The following is a 25,631-nucleotide window of genomic DNA, read 5'->3' as shown; positions in this document are numbered from 1 at the left end:
CACCATGGCCCTGCGCTTTGCCTACAACACCAATGGCGTGTCCAACCACCGCTTCGAGGACGCGCTGAGGCTCATCGCGGACAGCGGCTACGACGGCGTGGCGCTGACCCTGGACCACCACCACTTCGACCCCTTCGCTCCGGACTTCGAGCGGCGCACGGAGCAGCTGGCCGCGCTGCTGGAGCGGCTGGGCCTGGGGCTGGTGGTGGAGACGGGGGCGCGCTTCCTCCTGGATCCGCGCAGGAAGCATGAGCCCACGCTCATCACGCCGGACGCGGAAGGACGGGCGCGGAGGCTGGAGTTCCTCCAGCGCGCGGTGGACGTGTGCGGGACGTGCCGCGGCGAGGCGGTGTCTTTCTGGGCGGGGGTGCCGCGCCCCGGGGTGACGAAGGACGTCGCGTGGCCGTGGCTCGTGGAGGGGGTGGCGCGGCTGGCGGACCACGCGGCCTCGCGCGGGGTGGTGCTGGCGGTGGAGCCGGAGCCGGGGATGCTGGTGGAGACGGTGGACGGGTGGCGCCAGTTGCAGGCGCAGGTGGCCCAAGCAGGGGCGGCGCCGGTGCGGCTGGCCCTGGACGTGGGGCACCTGCTGGTGACGCAGGAGCGGACACCGGCGGAGGCGGTGCGCGAGTTCGCGCCGGTGCTGGGCGCGGTGGCGCTGGAGGACATGAAGCGCGGCGTGCATGAGCACCTGCCGTTCGGCGAGGGGGACGTGGACGTTCCGGCCGTCCTGCGGGAGCTGACGCGGGTGGGCTACGAGCGGCTGGTCTGCGTGGAGCTGTCCAGGGATGCGCACCGGGCGCATGAGATGGTGCCCGGTGCGTTGGCGTGGTTGCGGGCGCGCCTGCCGACGGGCGCGGAGGTGGCGGCATGAACGAGCTGAACCGGCTGCGAATCTGTTTCATCTCCCGGCGCTTCTTCCCCGCCATTTCGGGGATGAGCGTCTATGCGCTCAACCTGGTGCGGGAGCTGGTGGCCTGCGGGCACGACGTGACGATGGTGAGCCAGTACCGCAACGACCCGGCGGGCATGGCGGTGTACGGGGGCGGGCCCCCGCCGGGAATTCCGGGAGCGCACGTGCTGGGGTGTGAGTCCCTGGGCGAGCAGCGCATCAACCACGGCCAGCCGGCGAGCTTCGAGCAGGACGTGGAGGGCCTGGTGGACACGGTGATTCGCGAGCACCGGCGCCGGCCCTTCGACCTCATCCACGCGCAGTATGGCTATCCCTGCGGCCTGGCGGCGCTGGAGGCGGCGAGGCGGCTGGGATTGCCCAACGTGGTGTCCATCCAGGGCGGCGACGGGCACTGGGTGGGGACGTGCTGTGAGACGCACAAGCAGGCGATGCTCGCGGTGCTGGGGCACTCCGGGGCGCTGCTGATTGGCAGCCGTTCGTTCGCGGAGGAGGTGCACGGGCACCACGGCACCCCGCTGAGCCGCTTCACCATCGTGCCGGGGGCCACGGACACGCAGCGCTTCCATCCGAGGAGTGAGCGGGCGCTCGGGGCGATGAGGGACGTGCCGGTGCTGCTGTACCACGGCCGGGTGGACGCGAGGAAAGGCGTGATGGAGCTGCTGGACGCGGTGAAGCGGCTGGTGGGTCAGGGCCGCCGGCTGCGGTTGCGCGTGTCTGGGATTGGGCCGGACGTGGAGGCCGTGCGCGCGAGGGTGGAGGCGGAGGGGCTGGGGGCCACGGTGGAGCTGGTGGGGGTGTCCACCTACGCGGAGGCGCCGGACCTGTACCGGAGCGGGGACGTCTTCGTGTCGCCCACGTATTCGGAAGGGTTCTCCAACACGCTGCTGGAGGCGATGGCCTCCGGGCTGCCCATCGTGTCCACCCGGGCCGTGGGCGTGGTGGACTGCCTGGAGGACGGGCGGGACGCGCTGCTGGTGCCACCCAAGGACAGCGACGCGCTGGCGGACGCCATCGCCCGGATGCTGGACGACGCGCCCCTGCGCGAGCGCCTGGCGACCACGGCCCTGGAGGAGGTGCGCAAGCTGTACTCGTGGCAGGCCGTGGGCCGCACGATTCAGGGCATCTACGCGCAGCTGACGGGCACGCGGCCGGACACGCGGTGGACGCACCTCTACGACCCGGCGACGACGGAGGCGCACGCGGACCCATCGTGCCGCTTCCGGTCCGCGCCGCACCTGCTATGAGCACGGCCCTCTTCATCTCGCCGCACCTGGACGACGTGGCCTTCTCCTGCGGGGGGACGCTGGCCGCGCTGAAGCAGCAGGGGTGGACGGTGGCGCTCGTCACCGTCTTCACCCGGTCGGTGCCGGAGCCGAAGGGCTTCGCGCTGCAATGCCAGACGTCGAAGGGGCTGGGGCCGGAGGTGGACTACATGGCCCTGAGACGCGAGGAGGACCGGGCGTTCGCGAAGCGGATGGGCGTGGACCTGTGCATGTGGGGCGACCTGGAGGAGGCGCCACACCGGGGCTACGCGAGCCCCGCGGAGCTGTTCCAGCCGCCACGGAGCGACGACGTCATCGGGGCCTGGGTGCGGGGGTGCCTGCGACCGGTGCTCTGGGAGCTGAAGCCGGACCGGGTCTTCGTGCCGCAGGCGCTGGGCAGCCACGTGGACCACGTGCAGGTGGTGAGGGCGGTGCAGGGGCTGGGCATCCCCGGGAACCGGGTCCTCTACTACCGGGACACGCCCTACGCCGTGAGACAGCCGGACGCGCTCCCGGACGCCGCCCTGCCCCAGGGCCTGCGACCCCTGGCGGTGGACATCACGGAGCACCTGTCGCGGAAGGTGGAGGGCTGTGCCTGCTACGGCAGCCAGCTGGGCTTCCAGTTCGGAGGCGTGGAGGGCGTGGCGCCGGTGCTCACCGCCTTCCACCAGCGGGAGGCCCGGGCCCAGGGCCGAACTGGCGCCGCGGAGGTCTTCCTTACTTGACTCCGCGCTGAAGGACACCGGCCACGGGATCTTGGGGATGCGCCCGGAGGAGGCCCGGAAGCGAGGAGCGTGCTCACCCTTCCAACGTCCGCCACGGATCGTCGAAGGATGCGAGGGGCACCGCCAGGGCCACCTCTGGAATGAAGCGCTGTGGCAAGACGTCTTGCATGCCCAGATGGGATGCAAGCCGCGCCAGCGCCAGCCCCTCCATGAAGACGAAGGTCTGGGTCTGCGCGTCTTCTGGTGCAATCGAGTCCGTCTCGCTCAGCTCCGCGAACCAGGCTGCGTGCTCACTACCCATGCCTTCGAGGGCCTTCGCCAACCCGGCATCGTCCCCATGGAAGAGCGCCGAACTGGCGTCGTAACGGAACGACAGCGTCGGATCCTTCTCCGCATCCAACGCACGGAGCTTCTCCTGCAGCAGCGCCGTGTCCTCGCCCCGCGCCATGGCCATGATGACGTCGAAATACAGGAAGAGGACAGGGTCCTCCATTCCCGGATGGGGCTGCGCAGGAACGAGCGCGGCAATCTCCGCGGCCAGCGGGAAGTCGCCCGCCGCGAGTGCGTCCCAGAACGGCTCCGCCCTGCTCCGGCAAAGGTAGTAGGGATCCACGGCCGTACCCACCCGCGCCTGCCTGAGCATGAACACATAGGCCCTGGCGCTCTGTTGCAGGTGCTGGGAGTAGGCCCTCACGTCCAGAGCGCCCAACAGGTGCGCGATGGCCAGCCGACGGTGGTCCAGGCAGATTTTCAGGAGTGCCGCGCCGTCAAGCTGCCCCTTCGCCAGCTTGCCGACCGCGCGCGGAAGACCCCTGGCGATTTCGAATGTAAGGTTGTCAATGGTGATATCGAGATCGGTCTTCATGGAAGGCACAAGGGCCGGCTCAGAGGATGATTTCCGTATCGAGGTCGAGCGTCGCCAGTCCTGTCACACCTTGCTCCCGGAGCAATTGCAGCAGATCCGAGCGGATGATGAATTCGTGCATCATCTGCTTCAGGCGGAACAACTTTTTGTCCTCGGGAATCCTATCGAGGTGGAGGTTGAGTTTGTACAGATTGGCAATACCTCCAGGCTCAAGCGGATCTTCGTCGAACTTTGATCGTGCGGCGTCCAGACAATCCACGCCGCCAATCAGATTGGCCACGCTGTAATCCCGGCTGACCACGGAGCCCCTCTTGTTGGCCAACTCGAAGGGAAGGTACTCGACGTCCGAGACGCGTTCCGCCTCGAACAAGGCGCGAACTCGGGAGGAGATCATCAGCAGCGACAGGACATTCGGAAGCAGATCAGGAGTCATGTCCCCCGCGCGCTTGTCCATTTCGAAACGTGCGGTGGAGGGGAAGTCCGCCCCGAAGAGGGCTCCCTCCCGCAGCCTCCACGCCTTGAGGATGGTTTCCGGCTTGCGCTTGATGGCGCAGAACCTTGGATCGTAGGGGGATGTAACGATATGGAATTTGAAGTTCGGCATCTCGAATCCTCAATGAGCCTAGAGGGAGTCCAGTTCGTCCAGCGAGGCCCCAGGTGGCATGGCCATTAGGGTGGCAAGGAGCTTGTCGGATAAGAGGTTCATCGCCTTCTTGATCTGGGCAACGTTCGTATCATTGAGTTTGTGGGGTGTACCTGAGGCAAGCACCTTGTCCAGTTGATTCGCGATCCGACATAGATGCTTCTCACAGGCTTTTGAATACGTAGGGTGGCTCATCTGACCATAGGGACAATGAATGGGCAGCCCCAGGGCCCGACCCACGAAGCTTTCCTTGGGGAGCAGGACAATGTTCTGGCCGCAGTTCATGTTGTAGAGCGACGTCATCAACAGAAGCAAACGCTTCGCTCCGTCTGGACCACCACCGACGTATTCGTTGATGGCCCCGTTCGGAATCATGTGATGCCAGTTGTGATAGTAGGGCCGGTGCATTCCCCCTTCTGGGTCATGCGCCTTGGGAACGAAGTTCTTCGGGTGCGTGGGCTCACCGATGAACCAAGCCTTCGGGTCATGGTCCAGGGGCCTGCTGGTGTAGCGGACGCTACGTCGGTACTTCTTGATGAAGTCGCGCAGTCGCAGGCCGAACTCGCCGGACGTCTCTCCTGAGCGCTGTTCCTTCCGCGCCGCCGCATGGAAGATGTCGCCATCCGCCTTGTCGCGGTCGATCCAAGCGCGGCGGAGCGGCTTGTTGTACATCCCTGAGCGCGCCGCGGTCTTGCTGATCTGGTATCCGTTCCATTGATAGTCGCACGGACTGCTCTTCCTGGCCGACTCATGACGGAGAATGCAGGCCCCCTTGTCATGGAGGTCGTTCTTCGTCATCTGCGTGACGTGCTCCGCGGACTGGGCCATGGCCCCCCCTGCTGTCGTGGTTCCTATCGCTTCTGGAGTCCGTCCCATCTGGGATCGCGCAGCACCAGCGCTCCCTTGGAACCTGCGTAGGATGACATGGCAATGAGCGCGTGGGGAGAGCCCGCGTAATGGCGTGCAAACGCGCGCACCGCCATGCACACCGCGAGAGGCCCCGTCGCGGCGCCAGTCTCACCAAACGACAAAGGAGGAAACCATGCGCGTGGTTCGCGGAGCATCTCCCAGTCCGCCAACCTGACGAGCGCCGTGCCCCATTCCATCGCACGCCAGGGATCCCCGTTGAGGTTGTGGAGGACCAGAACGGGTCCGGAATGACTGTCGCGAATGGCCTCCAACGCATTTCCCATCGCCGCGGCAAGGCCTCTCCCGTGGGAGGGGCCCGAGAAGCGGTGCATCTCCTCGTTGGACAGAGCGGTAGTCACCAGCTCCGCTTCAATGCGTGCGCCACGCTGACGGGCCGGGGCGGCCCGCTCCAGAGAGAAGAATGCCGCGGCCTCCCCTGGCATGAAGCCCACCGGGTTCCCAACCGTCTTGAGCAACCGCAGGTGGGCCAGCATTTCGAGCGTCTTCCGCTCAAGAAAGGACTCAATCCCTCCGATGAGGCAGCGCTCGACGACTCTCCGCCTCAGCAGCTCGCAGGCGTCGTGCAATGCCGTCGCGACACCGTGGTGGTCATCCCGCAGGACGAAGCGAAGCGCCTGCGGGATGGGCAGGCCGCCAAACTGGCAGAGCGCATCCGCCAGGGATGAAGATGGGCCGCTCTCAAGGGGCGCCCCCTCCGGGAAGCCTGCGGATGAGCTTGCCCGGTTTTCGTGGACAGGTGGGTTACGCAGCCAACGGCACCTGTGAGGCGGCCTTCTCGAACTCGACGGGGCTGACGTAGCCGAGCGAGGAGTGCCGCCGCTTGCGGTTGTAGAACACCTCGATGAACTCGAACAAGGCGGACTTCGCGGACTCGCGCGTCAGGAAGTCTACCTCGTGCACCAACTCCGTCTTCAGGGTGGAGAAGAAGCTCTCCGCCACGGCGTTGTCCCAGCAGTTGCCTTTGCGACTCATGCTGCACTGGATGCCGCGGGCGGCGAGGGCTCGCTGGTAGTCTTCACTGGCGTATTGGCTGCCGCGATCCGAGTGGTGCAACAGCCCCTTGGGGGGACGGCGGCCCTTGAGCGCCATGTCGAGGGCCGAGAGCACCAGGTGCCGGTCGATGCATCGGTCCATGGCCCAGCCGATGACGCGCCGACTGAAGAGGTCCAGCACGACGGCCAGGTACAACCAGCCCTCTCGCGTGGGCACGTAGGTGATGTCCGTCACCCAAGCCCGGTCGGGCTTGGATGGATTGAAGTCGCGAGCGAGCACGTTGGGTGCCACCGGCAGGCCGTGCTTGGAGTCCGTGGTGTGCACGAAGCGCCGGCGCCGACGGGCCCGCAGCCCGGCCTCGCGCATCAGCCGGGCCACGCGATGCCGGCCTACGTGCTGCCCCTGCGCCTTCAGCTCGGCGCGCACACGCGGGCTGCCGTAGGTGCGGCGGCTGTCCTGGTGCACCTGCTGGATTCGCTCCGCCAGCGCCGCATTGGCCTTCTGGCGGGCGGACGCCTCCCGCCCCTCCCAGGCGTAGTAGCCCGCTCGCGACACCTCCAGCACACGACACAGCAGGGCTACCGGGTAGCTCGCCTTCTTCTCCTGGATGGCCGCGAACCTCACGTGCTCTCCCTGGCGAAGAAGGCCGCCGCGTTTTTTAGGATTTCACGCTCCATCCGCAGCTGGCGTACCTCGCGGCGCAGCTGGGCGAGTTCTTCCTTCTCACCCGTCGTCAGCGCCCCGGACGGCCCCTGGCCTGCATCGGTTCGTGCCTGCCTCACCCAGGTTTCCAGGGCGCTGCGCGTCAGGTCCAGGTCCTTGGCCACCTGCGCCCGGGACTTGCCCTCCTCCAGCACCTGCTTCACCACCCGGGCCTTGAACTCCGGCGTGTACTTCCTTCGCTCTCGTCTCGGCATCATCGTGGACATCCTTCGGTCACCTCATCTCGGGTGTCCACAAAACCCGGGGAGGCTCAGGAGGACTCTCCGACCCTGGAGAGGAAGGAGCTTCCCACGTTGAGGAAGAGGGCCGTCCGCGACAGATCCTCTGGCTGAAGCGCGGAGTATGCGAGCAGATTCTTGAGAGCGGCGGTCCCCAGGCGAATCCGTCGCGCATCTCCCTGGAACCCTTCCGTCAGGGGGTGACACGAATGACCCGCAATCGGAACGACCTCCACGACGTCATCGTCAATGGCCCCGAAAGCCGCAAGTTCCCGGGCACGGTTGATGCCGGCCCGGGCCGCTGCGCATGCGGTGACCACGTCATCCAGGCTGCTCGCCAGACCAAGACCCGTGACGACCATGCCACTCAAGCGTTCGCACCTGGATGCACAGGAGCCCCCCCTCCAGCCAGTGCGTCGACGTTAACAGCCGGGTAACTGCTTCTCCTAACGTCCAAACCCACCCAGCGCCGTGCGGCTGAAGCTGGCCGCGCCCTGGCTGACGCGGACCGCGGACTGGCTGAACACCTGGAACGCGGCGCGGATCTCCTGGGCGCTCTGTCCCGGCGTGAGGATCCACCGGTCCGCGATGCCCATGCTCTGGAACACCTTGCGGAAGTCCGTCACCCCGTCGTCGATGCCCATCGCCGCCACGATGTGGTTCTCCACGCGGTGCAGGTCCTTCACCAGCGCCGCCACGTCCTTCGCCCGCGCCTTCGTCGAGCCCGCGTCCGCGCCGTCCGTGATGAGCAGCGTCACCGTGCGCACCGGCACCCCGTTGCCGCTGAACTCCTGCGCCTTCGCCAGCACCGTGCCCAGCAGCACCACCGCGTTGTCATACAGCGGCGTCCCCAGGTCCGCCGAGTAGTTGCCGGAGTGCATCCGCACCACGTCCTCCAGCGGCCGGAAGGGATTGAGCACGTGCCCGTTCAGGTAGCGCGTGTGGAACAGCACGCCGTCCTTCTGCTGGCTCGCCAGCAGCGCGTCCAGCACCAGGTTGTGCCCGTCGCACACCGTCTTCGTGTGCCCGGCGTGCGAGATGCTCCCCGAGTCATCCGGCATCACCGTCACCAGCACCACCTCGCTCGCCTGCACGTCGTCCACGTGCACGCCCAGGCCCGCTTGAATCTGGGCCCCCAGGTCCACCACCGTCAGCGCCTGCAACCCCGCGGGGCTCAGCACCCCTTCCGCGTGCGCATCCTCGAAGAGCTTCTGGACCCCGCCACCATTCGCCTTGCTCATGTCCGTGTCTCCTTTCGTGTGAATGCCAGACGTCACGCCAGGTGCAGGTCGGGCCAGCTCGCCAGCGGGTCCGTGGACTTCACCAGGTGCATGCCCGCGTCCGCGAAGCGCTTGAGCGCCGCGTCCGCCTGCGGCGTGAAGTCCGCCGCGAAGCCGCCCTTGCCGTCCGGCACCGTCACCGACGACATGCAGTCCGTCAGCAGGTACACCTTCCGGGCCAACGCCGCGTCCTGCGCGACGATCTCTCCCAGCAGGTCGTCAATGGAGCTCTTCACGCAGTGGCTGGCGGCCTGCCCGCCAATCACCACAGCGTCCGACGTGAGCAGCGTCTTCAGGAACTGCGTGTTGCGCTGCGCGAGCGGCTGGCCGTCATGCCGCATCAGCACCTCCGGCCGCATCACCGAGTAGTTCTCCGTCAGCGGGTTGCCGCCCTTCACCTCCGCCCACGACTGCACGCCGCGCGCGAACGAGTGGAACAGCCGCGCCTCCTGCACCACCCCTGACAGCGCGTGCCCGTCGCTGCCCAGCAGGCAGTGCGGCGGCCACAGGTACAGCGTGTACTTGCCCGCCCGCTCCAGCTCCTCGCAGTAGTACTTCACCTGCTTGAGCAGCCACGGGTAGTTGCCGCCGCACAGCCACTTCGCCACCGCGGGGTTCGGCCGCGCCTGGCCGCGCTCAATCTGTTCGCGCGTCACCTCCCGGTGGGGCTGCAACGGCTGGTCATCCTGGTCCACCCAGAAGGACGGGAAGAAGATCTGGTAGGCGAAGTGCGTGTCCAGCGTCGCGGTGACGTTCGTCAGCGTCCCCAGGTTGCGGTAGATGAACTCCGCGATGCGGCGGTTGTCGTCGATGGCGCCCCGCCCGCTCCGCCCCGCGACGTACAGCGAGCCATCCGGGAAGCAGAAGTCCTTCTGCACATCAATGAGCAGCAGGTGCAGGTTGAAGGAGTCCGTCGCCGCCACCTTCACGCCCTGCGCCGCCTTCCACGCGCCGGCCTCCTGTTGCAGCTTCCCGGCGTTGGGGCCGTAGCCGTACTCCGCCGCATGGCTGGCATTGTAGAACCCGGGCAGCGGCAGTTCCTTCGCGGTCGTCTTCTTCATGTCCATCCCCCTTGCGTGTTTCACGTCATCCGCAACACGGCGAGGGCCTGGGCCCCCACCACCGTCAATCCCTCTCGCGACAACAACAACTGGCAGCCCGCGTCCACGAACGGCTCCGCATCTGGAAACTCGCGCACGGCCTCCAGCTGGCCCTGCCGGTGCTCCACGCGTGTCAGCCCCGCGTCCGTCGCGCAGAAGAGCGCGCCCCCCACCGCGCACTTCCCCCGCAGCACCCCCAGCCACGAACCGTCCCCTGCATCGGCCCGGGCGCTCGCACGCACCAACCCGTCCGGCCCCAGCAGCACGGCGTGGTGCACCGTGCGCCCTCCGGACTCCTCCGCGAGGAACAACCACACACAGTCCCCGTCGAACACGGCCTCCGCGTCCAGCAACTGCCCCGACGGCCATGGCAGCGCGAGCCCGTCCCTCAAGCCCTTGCGCTCCACGTCGAACAGGAAGGCCCCCCGCAGGCCCGCCGCGCGGTGGAACCCCAGGCCGAAGCGGGGCCCCACGAACAGCCGCGTCTGTCCTTCCAGCACGTCCCCCCAGCGCTCCGCCCCATGCGCACCGTCCCGCCACAGCCCGCCGCCCACCGCCCAGAACCGGTGTCTGGCATTGACCGCGAACACCGGCTTGTTCTCACAGGTGTCCACCCCCAGGAACTCCGGCGCCCGGCCCGGCGTGAACACCGCCACCCGGCCCCCCTGCCCCAGCAGCGTCACGTCCCCCTGCACCGCCCAGCGCAGCGATGGGTCCAGCCCACCGCGCATCACCGTGCGTCCGTCCTCGCGCCGGTACGCGCCGTCCGCGTGGTAGACGAAGCGCACGCCGCCGTCGTCCGCGCTCGCGTGCACCACCACGCCCCGGGTGGTGAACCTCCGCGTCGCCACCACCTGCCCCCGCACCGCCGTCACCGGCGTGGCCGCCGCCGTCGCGTGCGGCTGACACGAAGGACACGCGGCCCGCGCGTGCTCCACGCCGCACGACGCGCACACCGTGAAGCGCAGCCCCTCCAGCACCGGCAGCGGGAACGCGCCGCGGAGGTCCTCCACGAAGACTTGATGGAACAGGTGCAGCACGTCATCCGGCAGCGTCGCCCGGGGCAGCGCGGGCTTGGGGTACTGCACGTCCGGGTGGAAGACGGTGACGCGCTGGAGCACCCGCGCCACCGCGTTCAGCCGGGCGCCCTGCGCCTTCGGGCGGTGGATGCCGCCCTGCGGCCCCACGCACAGCAGCGACTGCATCACGGTGACGGCGAAGGCATACCAATCACTGTGCACCGTCGCCGGTCGCGCCGGCGTCAGCGCCTGGGCCTTCGCGTCCAGCCGCAGCGGGTCCAGGAACTTCTCCGTGAACACCGGGCAGACGTAGCCACCGAACTGGAAGCTGTCCGCGTCGATGAGGTACGCGTCCGTCCCCACCACCAGCACGTTCAGGTCGTTGAAGTCCCCCACCACCACGCCGCCCGCGTGCAGCCCCGTCAGCACCCGGTGCAGCCCCGCCAGCACCGTCACCGCGTCCGCCGCCCGGCCTCCCGCGCGCCGGAACGCCGGCTCTCCCCACCGGCGCAGCGGCTCCGCGCCGTCCAGCTTGCGCATCGCATAGCCCCGCACCTCCGTGCCCTTGCGGTCCGTGGCCAGCGCCTGCGGCGTCACCACCCGCGCCGGCAGCCCCGTGGGAAAGGCGCGCAGCTTGCGCTGGTGCTCCGCGAGCCGGGCCTTCGCGGCGTCCTGTTCGTGCGTCAGGCCCAGGTAGTCCGGATGCTCGGGCCGCTTGAAGACCTTGAGCGCCCGTCCGTCGCCCAGGTCATACACATCCGCCTCGCCGCCCTTGCCCAGCGCGCGCTGCGGATCCAACCGCAGCTTCTTGCCTTCCAGCCAGAGGTCCATGGCCTCACGCCCTCCCCATCCGCCGACGCAGCACCACCAGCGTGGTGTCATCCGACAGCAGGCCCGGCGTGCGCAGCAGCCGCCGCTCCGTGAAGTCCGCGCGCACCGCCTCGCGGTTGAGCTGCGCGAGTCGCCGTCGCACCACGTCCGGGTTCGTGAAGTAGCGGTCCTCCGTCCAGAACCGCGACAGCGGCCCCACCGGCTCGTCGCGCTCGGGCAGCCGCGCCGCCGCCAGGGCCATCAGGTCCCCCACCCCATCCGTGCCCAGCAGCAGCACGTGCACGTCGTCGGTGGGCACCAGCGCGCGTGACACCAGCGGCACGTCCTCGCCACGCAGGAGCGCATAGGCCAGGTACGGGGGCGCGTTGCCTGGGAACGGCCCCAGCGCGTGCACCGCTCCGTTGAGCATCCACACCCCGTCCCCCGACGAGAAGACGAGCGTGTGCGCGGGCGTCACCACCGCCCCCACGATGGTGAAGAGGAAGTCCCCCAGCACGTCCCGGCCCAGCGCCGCGCCCAGGCCCTCCAGCAGCCCCAGCAGGTCGTCACGCAGCCCCGGCAGGAAGCCCTCCCCGTCCACCGCCTCCCCGCGCGCCAGCCGCGCCTGCGCCGCCTGCGCCAGCCGCCGCACCCCCAGCTGCGCCCCCAGCTCGCTGCACGGCTGACTGCCACACCCGTCCGCCACCAGCGCCACCAGCCCGTGCTCGCTCTCCCGGACACAGAGGGCGTCCTGGTTGTTGCGCCCCGACCGCGCATGCTCCCGGCCCTGCACCGAACCCACCGCGACGTCGAAGGGCAGCGTGGACATGGCTCTCCCGTGGCCCTCGAAGGGCACGCACGACAGGGACCTGCTGGAGAAGAAGCGGCCGGCGGCCGCCTCCAGCTTCGTGTATCTACGACATCAAGATAGTGTCCATATGACACGAAGTCAAGGCGACGCGCGGCTCCGGCACTCCGGGGTGCTCTGGAGCGCGGTCGTCAACAGGTGTGGAGGAGGCCCCTCAGAGCTCGAAGTTGAAGCCGGCCTTCTCGAGCTGTTTGTACTTCTTGTGGTCGAACCGGTAGAGGCGGGCGGCGCGGTGGGACACGTCCTGCTCCACCTCGTCCAGCTCCTCCAGCAGGTCCATGGCGAGGATCTTCTTGCGGAAGTTGCGCTTGTCCAGCTCGCGCTCCAGCACCGTCTCGTACAGCCGCTGGAGCTGCGACAGGGTGAACTTGGGCGGCAGCAGCTCAAAGCCGATGGGCTGGTAGCGCACCTTGCCCTTGAGCCGTTGCAGCGCGGTGGCGAGCACCTCCGCGTGGTCGAACGCGAGCTTGGGCGTGTCCCAGACGGAGAACCACGCCGCCTCGCGCGCGTCGGTGGCCGCCTGCAGGTGGTGGGCGCTGAGCTTCACCAGCGCGAAGTACGCCACCGTGATGACGCGGCCCCGGGGGTCCCGCTCCGGGGCACCGAACGTGTAGAGCTGCTCCAGGTGGCTGGTGCGCAGGCCCGCCTCCTCCTCCAGCTCGCGGCGCGCGGCGTCCTCCAGGGACTCCTCCATGCGCACGAAGCCGCCGGGCAGCGCCCACCGCCCCGCGTAGGGCTCCACCCCGCGCTGGATGAGCAGCACCTTGAGGTCCTCGTCGTCCAACCCGAAGACGACGCAGTCCACCGTCACCGCCGGGCGCGGGTACTCATAGGTGTGGCTCATGTGGGGACACCCTCCGTGCTTCCGCCCGGTGACGACCTTCGCGCGCGGCAGGCCAGCATCGTGTCCAGTGGACACGGTGGGGGCAAGCGCCTTCGCGCGAAGGGGGCCGGGCCGGGGACGGCGACTACGCTTGCAGGAGGCGGCCCAGGCGGCGCCAGTCGACGAGCTGGACGCTCTCCTCGGCCAGGTCGAACTCCAGCGAACGACGCATGCCCAGCACGTCGCCGCCCATCTGGAAGGGCACGTCGCGGTCGAAGTCCATGCGCAGGCGCTCCACGAAGAAGTCGTGCATGCGCGGCATGGGGTGCTCACCGCGCCACAGGCGGAACATGTTGCGCGTGGCCTCCATCACCCCGGCGCCGTACACGCGCACCGACAGCCGGTGGGGCACCGCCTGCGCGAAGGGGAACGCCTTGAAGCCGAAGCCCCACTCCGTCGTGGTGGCCGCGCCGGCCACGCCCGCGGGCCCCTGGTACAGGAGCGCGCCCTCGCCGCCGTTGGGAATGGGCCGCACCGCGCCCGTCGCGTCCACGGTCAGCGCGGAGCCGCCCAGGTTGTAGACGGACACGTTCGGGTTGCCGTCGCCAAACAGGTGCCGGGGCACCGTGCGGGTGAACATGGCGCCCAGGTAGCCGCGCAGGCCCGCCTGCGAACTCTTGAGCGGCCCGGCCGAGGCGAGCTGGTTCTTGAAGTCCTGGATCATCTCCGCGTCCCAGCCGGTGCCCGCGAAGGGCGCCACCCGGCCCTCCACCCGCACCAGCGAGAAGGGACGCAGCGGCGGCAGCCGCTCGCCATACGCGGCGATCTGCTTGAGGGCCACCTGGGGACGGGGCGCGCCGGTGACGCGGGCCCACGCGTTGCCCGTGCCCAGCGGCAGCACGCCGATGGCGGGCAGGGCCACGCCCTGGGCGCGCAGCTCGTTGAGCAGGCCGGTGATGGTGCCGTCCCCTCCGCCCGCCAGCAGCAGGTTGGGCGGGTCGTGCCGCAGTTGATCCACCCACTCCCGCGCTTCTTCGAGGGAGCGGGTGAGGGCCACCCGGGCCCGGGGGAGCAGGTCACGGACGAGTCCGCCCATGCCCTCGGAGCCTTTACGCGCACGCAGATTGACGAGGACGGCGATGTTCATGGCGGGCGCGACTCTTCCCCAGGTCATGTCATGGCCCCGTCACGGAAGCCCCCGGGATGGGGGCTCCCCCCCGAAACATGGCCATCACACCCCCAGCGCGTGGGAAAGCCTCAGACCCAGGCCACGGTCGCTCGCACGGCGACGCAGGGACACCACCGCGGCGGCCAGTCCTCCGGCCACCAGAAGACGGCGCAGCCATTGTTTTCCGGCCCCGTGGTAACCGCCTGAAGTCCCGGTGCCCTCGGGCATGGGCTGGAAGACGTTGCCGGGCGTGGGGCCCTGCCGCTCGTCCTTGAAGTGCAGGGCGTCCATGTCGGCGCGCATGGTGCGCTCGAAGGTGCCGGGCAGCAGCCCGTGCATCGCCGAGAAGCTCTTCGCCGAGGGGCCGACGAGGACCTCCGGTTCGGGGTGGCGCAGCACGCGCAGGATGGTGCGGGCCACGCGCTCCGGCGAGTAGACGGGCTCCACCGGGCGGATGCGCCAGCCGGTGTAGTTGGCGGTGTGGCGCCACAGGGGCGTGTCGATGGCGGCGGGCATCACCGTGCACACGTCGATGCCGGTGCGCAGCAGCTCCTGGCGCAGCGACGCGGAGAAGCCGCGCACCGCGAACTTGGAGGCCACGTAGGCGCTCAGGTACGGCGCGGGCATGGTGCCAAAGGCGGAGGACACGTTGACGAGCGTCCCGTAGCCCTGGCGGCGGAACTGGCCCAGCGCCGCGCGCGCGCCGCTCACCGTGCCGAAGAAGTTGGTCTCCATGAGCTGGCGGAACGCGTCGTCCGGCGTCTCCTCCAGGCTGCCCAGCATGTAGACGCCCGCGTTGTTCACCCACCCGTTGAAGTGGCCGAAGACGCGCACGGCCTCCTCCGCCAGGTGGCGCACGGACGCGGCGTCCGCCACGTCGGTAGGCACGACGAGGGCCTGGACGCCCAGGGCCTCGCACTCAGCCGCCAGGTCCTCCAGCGGCTCCTCCCGGCGCGCGGCGAGCACCACGTGCGCGCCCTTCCTGGCCAGCAGCAGCGCGGTGGTCCGGCCAATGCCGCTCGAGGCTCCGGTGATGACGATGACCTTCTTCTTCCAGGCGCGATCCATGGGATGGGGTCCTCTAGAAGGGTTCGATGGGCGTCGCGCGTGACGCTCCACGTCGCAAAGTGGGGATGGAGCAGGAGTCGTACCCATGCCTCCGGTGGCTCACCCGGAGGGCAACCGACGGAGCAGGGGGCCCACAATCCGGACAGGCGTCCAGCCTCCGGGACCGGGAGCGACGGTCCGGGGTCGCTGGCCTGGAGGGCGGGCAGTCCGATAGAGGACGGAACGCGGGCTGCATCCTGGCCCCGGCATCCCTTCCACTCCCACGTGCCCATGCGCTCCGCGTCCCTGACCTTCGTTTCGAAGCCGACCCCGTTCGCGCTGCTGTTGTGCCTGCTGTGCGCCGCCGCGCAGGCCGCCCCCCACCGGCTGGTGGTCTCCAGCGGCGACTGCCGGGACGCGGAGCTGAGCGGCCAGTCGAAGGCGTTCTACGACTCGCTGCGCGCCCGCCCCGAGCAGCGCGTGCTGGGCGCCCCGGAGTTCGGCGAGCGGCTCTTCCCCGCCCCCTCGCGCTCCTTCGAGGAGCTGCAGCGGCAGTTGGACGCCGCGCAGGACCAGTTCTACGAGGGGCGCAACGCCAAGGCGACCCAGCTGCTGGACGACGCGCTGCGCGACATCCAGCGCCTGCCGGGGGGCGAGGCGCGCTGGAAGCTCTTCGTGCGCGCGCTGCTGCTGCAGGGGCTCAACCACCGGGCGCTCGGCAAGACCCGGGACAGCGACGCGGCCTTCCTCCAGGTCCTGCGCCTCCAGCCGAAGTACCAGTTGGACCCGGACCAGTACGCCCCCTCCCTGCGACAGGCGTTCGACAAGCTGCGCCGCGACCTGGCGCGGGCCCCGAAGGTGAAGCTGTCGGTGAAGTCCACGCTGCCGGCGTCGGACGTGTACCTGGACGGCCTGGGCATGGGCCAGACGCCGCTCACCCTGGAGCTTCCCGCCGGGGCGTATGAACTCTCCATGGTGAAGGGGGACGTGGCGAGCTTCCCCCGCCAGGTGCAGGTCCAGGGCGTGGACACGCCGCTGCTGGTGGACCTGGCCTACGAAGGGTCGGTGACGGCCGCGCCCTTCCCGTGCCTCGCCATCGCGGACGGCAACGAGGAGCGCACGCTGAGCCACGCGGTGCGCCTGGGCGGCACGCTCGGCGTGGAGGAGGTCATCGTGGTGCGGCTGGAGCGTCCGAGCAGCGGGCCCAAGTGGTTCGCCGCCACGGTGCTCAACGTCGAGGGCGGGCAGAAGCTGCGCGAGGGCGGCTTCAAGACGCAGGGCCTGGACGCCCCCAGCGAGGCGCTCAACGCGCTCGTGGACTTCGTGACCACCGGGCGCTCGCCCTCGAACCTCGTGGTGAGCGCCAACGGCCGGGCCCCCTGGGACGCGGGAGGGCGCGGCGCGGCGGGCGCCAGCACGGGCGCGGAGCTCACCGCCCCCCACCGGCTGTCGGAGGAGACGGAGCTGTCCGACAGCGCCGCTCCGTCCGGGAAGGGCCTGCGCACGGCGTCCTACGTGACGGTGGGCGTGGGCGCGGCGGCCCTGGCCGGCGCGGGCGTCGTGCGGCTCCTGGCCCAGAAGGACCTGGACGGCCTGGAGGCCCGCCGCGCGGCGAACGACGGCCGGCTGGTGGGCACGGACGCCCAGACCGTCGCGCTGCGCGACGCGCTGGTGAAGAAGAGCCACCTGATGACGGGCCTGCTCGTCGGCGGTGGCGCGGCGGTCGTCACCGGGGCGGTGCTCTTCCTCGTGTCCTCGCCCGCGAAGCCGCCGCCCGCCCTCAGCGTGGGCATCGCGGCGGACGGCACGGGCGCGGCGGCGAGTGTCTCCGGGTCGTTCTGAGCGGACGTTCCCGCGAGAAGCGTTGGGGGCGTGCGCATAGAGTGCCGCCCCATGCGCGCCTCCCTCTTCCTGCTGCTGCTCACGGCGAGCACCGCCCTCGCCGCGCCCCGGACGTTCCGCGTCGACTACTTCCACACCGGCAACGCCACCGAGGAGCGCTTCAGCCTGGAGCGGCTCGTCGTGGAGCCCCTGCCCTGGCCGGGCCACCCCGCCCGGGCCCTGGATGAAACCAACCTGGGCAAGTACTTCTTCGAGGTGCGGGACCGGAAGACGAACCGGCTGCTGTACTCGCGCGGCTTCGCGTCCATCTTCGGCGAGTGGGAGCTGACGGGCGAGGCGAAGCAGGGCCACCGCACCTTCAGCGAGTCGCTGCGCTTCCCCTTCCCGGACCAGCCCGTCCAGGTCCTGCTGAAGAAGCGCGACGCCCAGAACGCCTTTCGCGAGGTGTGGTCGCTGGTCGTGGATCCGAAGGACCCCTTCGTCGACACGTCCTCCCCGCCCGCGCCGGGCGCGTTGATCAAGTTCCTGGAGAGCGGCCCGTCGCAGGACAAGGTGGACTTCCTCATCCTGGGGGACGGCTACACGCAGGCCGAGCGCCCCAAGTTCGAGAAGGACGCGCGGCGGATGCTGGACATCCTCTTCAGCTATTCACCCTTCAAGGAGCGCAAGGGGGACTTCAACGTCTGGGGCCTGGTGCCCGTGGCGGCCGAGTCCGGCATCTCCCGGCCCTCCACCGGCATCCACCGCCGCCCGCCCCTGGGCTCCACCTACGACGCGTTCGGCGCGGAGCGCTACATCCTCACCTTCGACAACGCCGCCCTGCGGGACACCGCTGCCTTCGCGCCCTACGAGTTCGTGGAGATCCTGTCCAACGGCAACACCTACGGCGGCGGCGGCATCTTCAACCTCTTCGGCACCGTCGCGGCCGACAGCCTCTGGGCCCCGTACGTCTTCGTCCACGAGTTCGGCCACCACTTCGCGGGGCTCGCGGACGAGTACTACTCCTCCGCGTCCGTCTACGGCCCCGCGCCCGAGGACCGGGTGGAGCCGTGGGAGAAGAACGTCACCGCCCTCAAGGACCCCGCCCAGCTCAAGTGGAAGGACCTGGTGTCCCCGGGCACGCCCATCCCCACGCCGTGGAACCAGGCCGCGTTCGACGCGCACTCCGTGCAGGTGCAGCAGCGCCGGCAGAAGATTCGCGCGGAACGTAAGCCGGAAGCGGAGATGGATGCCCTCTTCATGGCCCAGCGGGACTGGGAGGAGAAGTTCCTGGGCGCGCTGAAGGTCGCCGGGAAGGTGGGGGCCTACGAGGGCGCGAACTACGAGTCGCGCGGCTACTACCGTCCGCAAACGGACTGCGTGATGTTCACCCGCGACCGCGTGCCTTTTTGCTCCGTGTGTCAGCGCGGCATCACCGAGGTCATTGACCTCTACGCGGGCCCGGCCCGTGCCCAGACGCAGAAGAGTCCCTGACTTTCAGAGTTTCCAAGGGTCCTGTGCGTGACAGGGATGTGGCAGGGGGTTGGGCAAATGGACGACCCGGCGTTTTCAGGTGTAAGGGGAACGCAGTCTGCAATCTGGAACCCCCAATGGGAGGCATTCACATGCTGAAGCGGAGCTGGCTGCCGGCGCTCGTGACCACCGTGTTCGTCACGGTCGGTACGGGTTGTGGAGATGAGTGCATTGATCAGTTCGACTGTCGCGACAAGGGCACGCCGCCCGCGGGACAGGTCTACGCCTGTGTCGAGAACAAGTGCGAGCTGCGCACGCTGACGCCGGCACCCGAGGAGGACGCGGGCACGGAAGTCGACGCGGGCACGGACGCGGGCACCACGACGGATGCCGGCACCGACGCGGGCACGGACCCGGGCACCGGCCCCACGGCGTGCACCCCGGCCTGCTCCCTGGAGCAGGCGTGCAACGTCCAGACGAACACCTGCGAGGCCTCCGGCGTCACCACGCCCTCCACGGAGACGAGCACGCAGATCACCGCGGTCCTCGCCGCGGCGGCGGGCGCGCAGAGTCCCGCGCTGCCCATCAGCGGCGCGTACGTCACCTACGTGAAGCCCGCCGTGACGGGCAGCACCGAGGCGGGCGGCTTCTTCCTGCAGGCCGAGGCGAACGGGCCGGCCGTGTTCGTGCTGGGCTCCGCTTCCGCCACGGCGGTCGCCGTGGGTGACCGCGTGACGCTGAACGTCACGGACAAGGAAGTCACCACCGCGCGCAACGTGGTGAAGACCGTCACGGACCTGGTGGTCGTGAGCCGCAACCACGGCGTGTGGAACCTGGATACCCAGACGCCTCCGGGCCTCAAGGTGGACGTGTCCGGCGTGGACAGCTTCGAGGACGGCGGCACGGCCGCGACGTTCGAGAGCCGGCTGGTGAGCGTGTCCGGCAAGCTGGAGGCGGGTGCCGGCAGCGGCGCTGGCTTCACCGGCTTCGCCGTGGACACGGCGGGTGAGCCCACGGCCAGCAACCTGCGCCTGCGCGTTCCGTCGACCATCTCCTCGGACCTGGACCTGACGGCGGGCTGCGACGTGACCGTGCCCACGGGCATCGTCTGGCGCTTCAACCTCCAGAGCCAGGTGTCCGTGTTCCGGCCGGAGCAGCTCATCGTGAACTCCTGCCCCGCTCCCAAGCTCACCGAGGCGCGCGCTTCGAGCACGACGGAAGTGCAGCTGACGTTCGACCGCAAGCTGGACGCGAGCACCGTGCAGGCCACGGACTTCACCCTGGCGCCGGCCGCGGCCATCTCCGCCGCGACCGTCAATGGCAACCAGGTCGCCCTGACGACGGACGCCCTGCCGCCGAGCACCCCGTACACCCTGACCGTCAACGGCGAGGTGAAGGACACCGCCGGCAAGGTCCTGGACGCCGCGGCCAACAGCGCGACGTTCACCAGCCTGACGCCGCCCCCCGCCGGGGCCTCGCTGGTCATCAACGAGGTCGACTACGACAACGTGGGCACCGACAACCAGGGTGCGGAGTTCGTGGAGATCCACAACCGCGGCACTGCGGCGGTGGACCTGAGCGACGTGCTCCTGCTGTTCGTCAACGGCAATGCCGGCCCGACGGCCCCGCGCGCGGAGTACCTCCGCTTCGCCCTGTCCGACACGAAGGACGCGGCCGGCCAGCCGGCCACGTCGCTGCCCGCGGGCGGCTACCTCATCGCGGCGCCCCAGCCGTTCTTCGATACCGTGACCCTGCCGGCTGGCACGCTGCGGCTCATCATCAAGTCCACCGAGGCCGGCACCCCGAACACCGATGTCATCCAGAACGGCTTCGGTGACGGCGTGGGCCTGGTCCAGAACGCAACGGGCGTGCTGCTCGACAGCCTCTTCTACGAGCCGGGCACCCAGAACGCCACGTTCAACATCGCCACGGCCGCGGGCGAAAAGACGCTGAACTTCGAGGAGGGGACGCGCACCTCGGCCTCGGACTCGGGCACCAACGTCGGTTCGCTGCAGCGCGTTCCGAACGGGAACGACACGAACAACAACGACGCGGACTTCAAGTTCGTGGGCACGCTGACGCCCGGTGCGCCGACCCCGTAGTCGCCGCCGCTGACGTCCTGAAGTGACAGGGCCGTGATCCTCTCTGGGGATCACGGCCCTTCTTCTTGTCGGCCTGTGGATATGTCACGCTGTCCCCTGTCGGGACGCGCCGCCCGCCATCGCGTGGGCCTCTGTCTGGAGCCCTCGGCGAACCCCGGCGCCCGGCTCGGATGGCCCCATGGCTCCTCTTCGCGTTCTCGCTCCGCTGCTGGCCCTGCTGCTCGTCGCCTGTCCTGGTTCCGGTCCGGGTCCCACGCCCCCCGACAGCGGCGTGCCCGTGGATGCAGGCCAGATTCCCGACAGCGGCGTGCCCACCGATGGTGGCCTGTTTCCCCCGCTCGCCATCACCGCCGCGAGCCTGGAACCCGCCGCCGCGCTCGTGCCCTATCAGGCCACGCTCACGGCCTCCGGAGGCCAGTCGCCCTACGCCTGGCGGGTGACGCTGGGCCCGCCCGTGGACGGGCTCGCGCTGTCCTCCGAGGGTGTATTGACGGGCACCCCGCGCTTCTCCGGTGACAGCACGTTCACGGTGGAGGTGCAGGACGCCCGGGGCACCCGCGTCGAACAGACGCTGTCCCTGCGAGTCAGCGGCACCGCGTTCGCCCCGCTTCCGGACGCCTATGTCTCCGAACCCTACGCCTGGACCTTCCGCGCGCCGGACGGCGCTGTCGCCCCCACCTGGAGCACCGGGAGCACGCTGCCGGAGGGCCTGCGACTCGAAGCCGTGGGGAGCCTGTCCGGGGTGCCCACCGCGCCGGGGAGCGCCGTCCTCACCGTGGGCGTCCAGGACTCGGGCCGCGCGGCGTCCTGGACGCAGGCGCTGTCCGTCCTGCCGCTGCCGTCCATCACGACCACCACGCTGCCGGAGGCCGACGCGGCGCAGCCCTACTCCGCCACGCTGACGGCGACCGGGGGCAGGGCCCCGCTCTCCTGGACCGCCGCGCCCGGTGCGCTGCCTCCGGGGCTCACCCTGTCCGGGGAGGGCGTCCTGTCGGGCACTCTCACCTCGGAGGGTCCGGCCTTCACCGTCACCGTCAGCGATGCCAATGGCCGGAAGGCCTCACGCGAGCTGTCCCTGTTCATCGCCTCCCGGGACTTCGAGCTGAAGACCCAGCGGCTCGCGGACGGGCGCGTGGGCGACCCCTACTCCGCCACGCTCGCCGCGTCGGGAGGAAGTCCGCCGTACACCTGGAGCTTCACCGGCACGCTGGCCGCGGGCCTGTCCCTGACGTCCAATGGCACCCTGTCCGGGGTGCCCACCGCCGCGGGCACCGTGCCCTTCATCGTCACCGCGCGCGACGCGACGGGGCAGACGGTGTCGCGCCGCCTGCCGTTGACGGTGCTCGCGCCCCCGAGCCTGTTCACCGTGGGCCACTGGAACCTGGAGTGGTTCGGCGCCCCCAACCAGGGACCGCCGCGCTCCACCTCCGACGGAGGTCTGGCGGATGATCTCCAGGTCGCGGGCGCCCGGGACGTGATGGGCGCCGCCAACGCCCACGTCTGGGGCCTGGTGGAGATGGTGGACACCGCCGACTTCGACACCCTCAAGGCGGGGCTGCCCGGCTACAGCGGCTTCCTCGCCAACAACCCCACGTATGTGTTGAGCGGCACGTCGCTGTACTCCGCCGGGGAGCAGAAGCCGGGCATCCTCTACGACAGCACCCTCACCTACCGCAGCGCGCAGATCATCCTCACCGCGCAGGCCGCGGACTTCGGTGGACGCCCGCCCCTGCGCGTGGACTTCACCACCCGCATCCACGGCGAGGACGCGCCGCTGGTCGTCATCGTCGTGCACCTGAAGGCCTTCGAGGACCTGACCTCCTACGAGCAGCGCCTCCGGTCCGCCGCCGCGCTGAAGAACTACCTGGACGTCTGGCTGCCCGAAGCGCGCGTGCTCGTCATTGGCGACTGGAACGACGACCTGGACCACTCCATCTCCAAGGACAACGGCACGCCGCGCCCCACGCCGTTCGCGAACTTCCTCGACGACCCCACGCGCTACACGTTCATCACCCACCCGCTGACCGACACCAACACCCGCACCACCGTGGAGTTCGACGAGGTCATCGACCACACGCTCGCCACCGACGAGATGACCATCGAGGCCGTGCCCGGCGAGGTCCAGGTGCTCCGCCCCGACACGACCGTCCCGGACTACGGCGGCGCCGTCAGCGACCACTACCCCGTCCTCACCCGCTATGACTTCAGCGGCCCCGCCGGCCCGCGCGTGAAGCTCACCGCGCCCCTGGGCGGCACCTTCGTGAAGGGCGAGACGCTGACCGTCACCTGGCGCTCCTCGGGCGTGGACACCGTGCGCGTCGAGCTCTCCTACGACGGCGGCGAGAACTGGAGCGTCATCGCCCCTTCGGTGCGCGCGGACGTGGGCGCCCATGCGTGGACCGTGCCCGACATGGAGAGCTCCACGGTGCGCGTGCGCGTGGTGGACACCGCGGAGGACTCGCGCTTCGACATGGGCCCCGCGGCGCTCTGGTTCACGCGCACGCCGCCGCGCGTGTTCATCAACGAGCTGCTCGCCAACGAGCCCGCGCCCGGCAACACCGACTTCGAGTTCGTCGAGCTCTACAACGCCGGCCCCGCCCCCGTGGACCTGTCCCGCTGGAGCCTGTGGGATGCCACGGCCTCCCGGCATGTCTTCGCGCCGGGCACGGTGCTCGCGCCGGGCCGGGCCCTGGTCGTCTTCGGCGGCCCCGCGGGCTTCCCCCCCGGCACGCCCGACACCGTCGCGGCTTCGGGTGGGACGCTGAGCCTCAACAACACCTCGGACACGGTGCAATTGAGGCGCGTCGACGGTGGCGTCGTGGACACCTACGGCTACGGGAGCACCGTGGACGACGTGTCCATCAACCGCTCCCCGGACATGACGCCCGACGCGGGCTTCGTGCTGCACACCACGCTGTCCCCCGGCCTCACGTCCTCGCCGGGGCGCCGCGCGGATGGGGGTGCCTTCTAGGCAGTCTACCGGAGGGGCGGGGGGACGGGCTCGGGCTCCGGTGCCTTGCGCGCGGGCACCGCCTCCAGGTCGAGGGCCAGCCATCCCTTGCCCGTGGCCTCGTAGGTGACGCGGATCTCGTCGCCTTCCCTCAAGTCGCGCAGCTCCGCCAGTTGTTCATCCCGGCGCAGCCTCGCGCCTGGCTCGACCACGACCTCGCGCTCTTCGCCCTGGCCATCCACGAAGAGCACCTCGTCGTCCCCCACCCAGGAGACGCGGCCCGCAGCCCAGCCCTGGAGTTCGGGGCGTCCGGAGCCGCCCGTGCCCTCGGGCGTCGGCTGCCCGGCCATGGGCGTCCCCGCGGCCTCCCCACCCGTCGCCTTCAGGTTGTCGGGGGCCACCCGCTCCTTGGAGGCCATCAGCCCGCGCAGGACTTCCGAGCGTCCCTCACGGTGCTTGGCGGAGGGGCCTTCTGGTTTCGGCGCCGCGTCTCCACACGCCCAGGCGCTCCCCAGCCCCACGAGGCCCAGCACCAGCAGGCCCGCCGTCCCGCGCATTCCACGCATTGGCCACGTCCTCCCGCTCCGTGCGAAGGGGCCCGTGACACACCGGGCCCGATTCCCAGACTCCTTCCGGAAAACATGCGGATGGCTCGTTCCGCCGGGAACCACGGCCGTCAGACCTGGGGCTCGACCGGCGGGGAGCCCGCCCTCCCTGACTGGAGGGCAGGCCAGCAGGCGAAGGATCCGGTGACAGCGGGTCGCGGAGGGCTCAGTAGATGCCCCAGCGCGAGGGCAGCGGACCGCTCCACTGCGTCGCCATCCCGGGGGTGGCCAGGGGGGTGGCGCCGCCAATCCGCATGACACTGGAGGCGGCGCCCAGGCCGGACCAGTTCACCGCGATGTTGCGGCAGTAGCGGTCCCTGGCGAACTCCGACTGGGGATTGTCGATACAGGGGGTCGCATCCCAGACCCTGTCGGCTTGCAGCTGCCGGACCGCCGCGGCCGTTCCGTTGGGCATCGCGCCGGAGGCCTCGACGAAGGGGACGCCATCCACGGGCGAGCCATCCGCCGCCAGGAGCTCGAACACCTTGCCGGAGTAGCTCAGCGAGCCCGCCACGCTGAAGTCCCAGGCCTGCGCGCTGAAGGGCGCCGTCTGGCCACAGGCGGCCGGCGCCCCGGGCGTGTCGGAGCAGCCGCCTCCGAGGTGGAGCAGCACCACGGCTCCGGCCTCCACGGTGAAGCCCTGCGGGAAGGTGAAGCTGAACCCGGAGTTGGTCAGCTCCAGGAGGGAGATGCCAGCCAACGTCCCGCCGCGCACGGCCACCAGCTCGATGAGATCCTCCTCAAGTGAGGGGTTGATCTCGGTGATGCGCAGCGAGGCTCCTGACAGGCTGGTGCCAGCATCCGTGCCCGCGTCGCTCACGCCGGCATCCGCGCCCGCATCCGCCTGTCCCGCATCCGTGCCCGCGTCGCTCACGCCGCCATCCGCGCCCGCGTCCGTCTGTCCCGCATCCGTCGCGGGAGACTGAACACAGACTTCGTCGACACAGACGATGTCAGGCCCACGGGCCGCGCAGTCGCGATCCTTCGTGCACTCTGGCTCCGAACATCCGGAGAAGAGGGGGAGCAACACAAGGGCTGCGAGCATCGGGACGCCACGAAGATGGGACATGAAAGGACCTTGGGCCAAGGCAAGACGCGGCGCCAGGGGCTTCATGAAACAACGGGCGTCCGGGTGGGTTCATCCACGGGCTCCGGGCCGCATAGACTCCCGCCCATGAGCCACCTTCGAGGACTCGTGTTGCGGGCAGGTGGACCCCTGGCCTCCTCCGGGTGCGCGACGCCCGACACCCAGACGCCGGGTCGCGTCGACGAATGCAATCAGCAGGCGAAGACCTG

Annotated in this window: 22 protein-coding genes; 8 read left to right on the top strand and 14 right to left on the bottom strand. The window is 69.8% G+C overall.

Translation table 11 applies throughout. The features are described 5' to 3' along the window. The first annotated feature begins 4 nt into the window (after positions 1–4). From OV207_RS01885 to OV207_RS01875, 3 genes are read left to right on the top strand one after another with little or no spacing between them, the layout of a single operon-like run. Complete coding sequence (locus OV207_RS01885) at positions 5–871, top strand: sugar phosphate isomerase/epimerase family protein (RefSeq protein ID WP_193346078.1); 867 nt, start codon at positions 5–7, stop codon at positions 869–871. Beyond that, positions 868–2,154, top strand: coding sequence for a glycosyltransferase family 4 protein (locus OV207_RS01880; protein WP_267552052.1), 1,287 nt, complete (start codon positions 868–870; stop codon positions 2,152–2,154). Before OV207_RS01885 ends, OV207_RS01880 begins: the two co-directional genes overlap by 4 nt. Beyond that, positions 2,151–2,897, top strand: a complete 747-nt coding sequence (locus tag OV207_RS01875; RefSeq protein ID WP_267552050.1) for a PIG-L deacetylase family protein — start codon at positions 2,151–2,153, stop codon at positions 2,895–2,897. The genes OV207_RS01880 and OV207_RS01875 overlap by 4 nt, the downstream gene beginning before the upstream one ends. A gap of 73 nt (positions 2,898–2,970) precedes the next feature. Here the strand turns inward: OV207_RS01875 and OV207_RS01870 are convergent, their stop codons facing one another. Genes OV207_RS01870 through OV207_RS01855 form a run of 4 tightly spaced genes read right to left on the bottom strand, consistent with a single transcriptional unit; the run spans position 2,971 to position 5,808 of the window. Continuing rightward, complete coding sequence (locus tag OV207_RS01870) at positions 2,971–3,762, bottom strand: hypothetical protein (protein ID WP_267552048.1); 792 nt, start codon at positions 3,760–3,762, stop codon at positions 2,971–2,973. A gap of 19 nt (positions 3,763–3,781) precedes the next feature. Continuing rightward, the gene (locus OV207_RS01865) at positions 3,782–4,366 is read right to left on the bottom strand and encodes an imm11 family protein (RefSeq protein ID WP_267552047.1); all 585 of its coding nucleotides are present in this window, start codon (positions 4,364–4,366) and stop codon (positions 3,782–3,784) included. Positions 4,367–4,384: 18 nt separating this feature from the next. Then, positions 4,385–5,233, bottom strand: coding sequence for an AHH domain-containing protein (locus tag OV207_RS01860; protein ID WP_267552045.1), 849 nt, complete (start codon positions 5,231–5,233; stop codon positions 4,385–4,387). A gap of 23 nt (positions 5,234–5,256) precedes the next feature. After that, on the bottom strand, positions 5,257–5,808 hold the full coding sequence (locus OV207_RS01855; RefSeq protein ID WP_267552044.1) for a hypothetical protein: 552 nt from the start codon (positions 5,806–5,808) through the stop codon (positions 5,257–5,259). Between OV207_RS01855 and OV207_RS01850 the strand changes: the two genes are divergently transcribed. Next, positions 5,797–6,000, top strand: coding sequence for a hypothetical protein (locus OV207_RS01850; RefSeq protein WP_267552043.1), 204 nt, complete (start codon positions 5,797–5,799; stop codon positions 5,998–6,000). The two genes, OV207_RS01855 and OV207_RS01850, sit on opposite strands and share 12 nt — an antisense overlap. A 76-nt stretch (positions 6,001–6,076) precedes the next feature. Here the strand turns inward: OV207_RS01850 and OV207_RS01845 are convergent. The 8 genes from OV207_RS01845 to OV207_RS01810 all read right to left on the bottom strand — a co-directional run bounded on the left by OV207_RS01845 (position 6,077) and on the right by OV207_RS01810 (position 15,405). Beyond that, positions 6,077–7,245, bottom strand: a protein-coding gene (locus OV207_RS01845; RefSeq protein WP_267552771.1) for an IS3 family transposase whose coding sequence is annotated in 2 segments (ribosomal slippage) — positions 6,077–6,990 and positions 6,990–7,245 — 1,170 coding nt in all. Because the reading frame shifts where the segments join, the coding sequence is not laid out codon by codon here. Positions 7,246–7,715: 470 nt separating this feature from the next. Then, the gene (locus OV207_RS01840; RefSeq protein WP_193347456.1) at positions 7,716–8,510 is read right to left on the bottom strand and encodes a hypothetical protein; all 795 of its coding nucleotides are present in this window, start codon (positions 8,508–8,510) and stop codon (positions 7,716–7,718) included. 32 nt (positions 8,511–8,542) lie between these two features. Next, a complete protein-coding gene (locus tag OV207_RS01835) occupies positions 8,543–9,610 on the bottom strand; it encodes a nicotinamidase (protein ID WP_267552040.1) in 1,068 nt (355 codons plus the stop codon). A gap of 20 nt (positions 9,611–9,630) precedes the next feature. Next, positions 9,631–11,499 (bottom strand): hypothetical protein, encoded by a 1,869-nt coding sequence (locus OV207_RS01830; protein ID WP_267552039.1) that lies wholly within the window; start codon positions 11,497–11,499, stop codon positions 9,631–9,633. A gap of 4 nt (positions 11,500–11,503) precedes the next feature. Beyond that, entirely contained in the window at positions 11,504–12,307 is an 804-nt protein-coding gene (locus OV207_RS01825; protein ID WP_267552035.1) for a protein phosphatase 2C domain-containing protein, read from the bottom strand. A 193-nt stretch (positions 12,308–12,500) separates the two neighbouring features. Then, on the bottom strand, positions 12,501–13,190 hold the full coding sequence (locus OV207_RS01820; RefSeq protein ID WP_120627027.1) for an NUDIX hydrolase: 690 nt from the start codon (positions 13,188–13,190) through the stop codon (positions 12,501–12,503). 124 nt (positions 13,191–13,314) lie between these two features. Further along, complete coding sequence (locus OV207_RS01815; protein ID WP_193346068.1) at positions 13,315–14,316, bottom strand: diacylglycerol/lipid kinase family protein; 1,002 nt, start codon at positions 14,314–14,316, stop codon at positions 13,315–13,317. Between the two features lie 84 nt (positions 14,317–14,400). Beyond that, positions 14,401–15,405, bottom strand: coding sequence for an SDR family oxidoreductase (locus OV207_RS01810; protein WP_267552031.1), 1,005 nt, complete (start codon positions 15,403–15,405; stop codon positions 14,401–14,403). Positions 15,406–15,675: 270 nt separating this feature from the next. Here OV207_RS01810 and OV207_RS01805 point away from each other — a divergent pair, with 270 nt between their 5' ends. The 4 genes from OV207_RS01805 (at position 15,676) to OV207_RS01790 (ending at position 23,751) form a co-directional block, all read left to right on the top strand. Then, positions 15,676–17,226 (top strand): PEGA domain-containing protein, encoded by a 1,551-nt coding sequence (locus tag OV207_RS01805; RefSeq protein ID WP_267552029.1) that lies wholly within the window; start codon positions 15,676–15,678, stop codon positions 17,224–17,226. 51 nt (positions 17,227–17,277) lie between these two features. Beyond that, positions 17,278–18,699, top strand: a complete 1,422-nt coding sequence (locus OV207_RS01800; RefSeq protein ID WP_267552027.1) for an IgA Peptidase M64 — start codon at positions 17,278–17,280, stop codon at positions 18,697–18,699. Positions 18,700–18,830: 131 nt separating this feature from the next. After that, a complete protein-coding gene (locus OV207_RS01795; protein WP_267552026.1) occupies positions 18,831–20,780 on the top strand; it encodes an Ig-like domain-containing protein in 1,950 nt (649 codons plus the stop codon). A 178-nt stretch (positions 20,781–20,958) separates the two neighbouring features. After that, a complete protein-coding gene (locus tag OV207_RS01790; RefSeq protein ID WP_267552025.1) occupies positions 20,959–23,751 on the top strand; it encodes a putative Ig domain-containing protein in 2,793 nt (930 codons plus the stop codon). Between the two features lie 5 nt (positions 23,752–23,756). Here the strand turns inward: OV207_RS01790 and OV207_RS01785 are convergent, their stop codons facing one another. Beyond that, positions 23,757–24,296 (bottom strand): hypothetical protein, encoded by a 540-nt coding sequence (locus OV207_RS01785; protein ID WP_267552024.1) that lies wholly within the window; start codon positions 24,294–24,296, stop codon positions 23,757–23,759. Between the two features lie 205 nt (positions 24,297–24,501). Beyond that, on the bottom strand, positions 24,502–25,380 hold the full coding sequence (locus tag OV207_RS01780; protein WP_267552022.1) for a hypothetical protein: 879 nt from the start codon (positions 25,378–25,380) through the stop codon (positions 24,502–24,504). Between the last annotated feature and the right edge of the window lie 251 nt (positions 25,381–25,631).

Origin of the sequence: Corallococcus sp. BB11-1 (assembly GCF_026626625.1) — a bacterium.
GTDB classification, from domain to species: domain Bacteria; phylum Myxococcota; class Myxococcia; order Myxococcales; family Myxococcaceae; genus Corallococcus; species Corallococcus soli.
The sequence above is the reverse complement of the archived record's forward strand: the minus strand, read 5'-3'. Positions and strand labels throughout refer to the sequence as shown.

Bases quoted from the DNA above. Each gene is read 5' to 3' on its own strand.
- OV207_RS01885 (WP_193346078.1), top strand. From the start codon at position 5: ATGGCCCTGCGCTTTGCCTACAACACCAATGGCGTGTCCAACCACCGC.
- OV207_RS01880 (WP_267552052.1), top strand. From the start codon at position 868: ATGAACGAGCTGAACCGGCTGCGAATCTGTTTCATCTCCCGGCGCTTC.
- OV207_RS01875 (WP_267552050.1), top strand. From the start codon at position 2,151: ATGAGCACGGCCCTCTTCATCTCGCCGCACCTGGACGACGTGGCCTTC.
- OV207_RS01870 (WP_267552048.1), bottom strand. From the start codon at position 3,762: ATGAAGACCGATCTCGATATCACCATTGACAACCTTACATTCGAAATC.
- OV207_RS01865 (WP_267552047.1), bottom strand. From the start codon at position 4,366: ATGCCGAACTTCAAATTCCATATCGTTACATCCCCCTACGATCCAAGG.
- OV207_RS01860 (WP_267552045.1), bottom strand. From the start codon at position 5,233: ATGGCCCAGTCCGCGGAGCACGTCACGCAGATGACGAAGAACGACCTC.
- OV207_RS01855 (WP_267552044.1), bottom strand. From the start codon at position 5,808: ATGCTGGCCCACCTGCGGTTGCTCAAGACGGTTGGGAACCCGGTGGGC.
- OV207_RS01840 (WP_193347456.1), bottom strand. From the start codon at position 8,510: ATGAGCAAGGCGAATGGTGGCGGGGTCCAGAAGCTCTTCGAGGATGCG.
- OV207_RS01835 (WP_267552040.1), bottom strand. From the start codon at position 9,610: ATGAAGAAGACGACCGCGAAGGAACTGCCGCTGCCCGGGTTCTACAAT.
- OV207_RS01830 (WP_267552039.1), bottom strand. From the start codon at position 11,499: ATGGACCTCTGGCTGGAAGGCAAGAAGCTGCGGTTGGATCCGCAGCGC.
- OV207_RS01825 (WP_267552035.1), bottom strand. From the start codon at position 12,307: ATGTCCACGCTGCCCTTCGACGTCGCGGTGGGTTCGGTGCAGGGCCGG.
- OV207_RS01820 (WP_120627027.1), bottom strand. From the start codon at position 13,190: ATGAGCCACACCTATGAGTACCCGCGCCCGGCGGTGACGGTGGACTGC.
- OV207_RS01815 (WP_193346068.1), bottom strand. From the start codon at position 14,316: ATGAACATCGCCGTCCTCGTCAATCTGCGTGCGCGTAAAGGCTCCGAG.
- OV207_RS01810 (WP_267552031.1), bottom strand. From the start codon at position 15,405: ATGGATCGCGCCTGGAAGAAGAAGGTCATCGTCATCACCGGAGCCTCG.
- OV207_RS01805 (WP_267552029.1), top strand. From the start codon at position 15,676: ATGCGCTCCGCGTCCCTGACCTTCGTTTCGAAGCCGACCCCGTTCGCG.
- OV207_RS01800 (WP_267552027.1), top strand. From the start codon at position 17,278: ATGCGCGCCTCCCTCTTCCTGCTGCTGCTCACGGCGAGCACCGCCCTC.
- OV207_RS01795 (WP_267552026.1), top strand. From the start codon at position 18,831: ATGCTGAAGCGGAGCTGGCTGCCGGCGCTCGTGACCACCGTGTTCGTC.
- OV207_RS01790 (WP_267552025.1), top strand. From the start codon at position 20,959: ATGGCTCCTCTTCGCGTTCTCGCTCCGCTGCTGGCCCTGCTGCTCGTC.
- OV207_RS01785 (WP_267552024.1), bottom strand. From the start codon at position 24,296: ATGCGTGGAATGCGCGGGACGGCGGGCCTGCTGGTGCTGGGCCTCGTG.
- OV207_RS01780 (WP_267552022.1), bottom strand. From the start codon at position 25,380: ATGCTCGCAGCCCTTGTGTTGCTCCCCCTCTTCTCCGGATGTTCGGAG.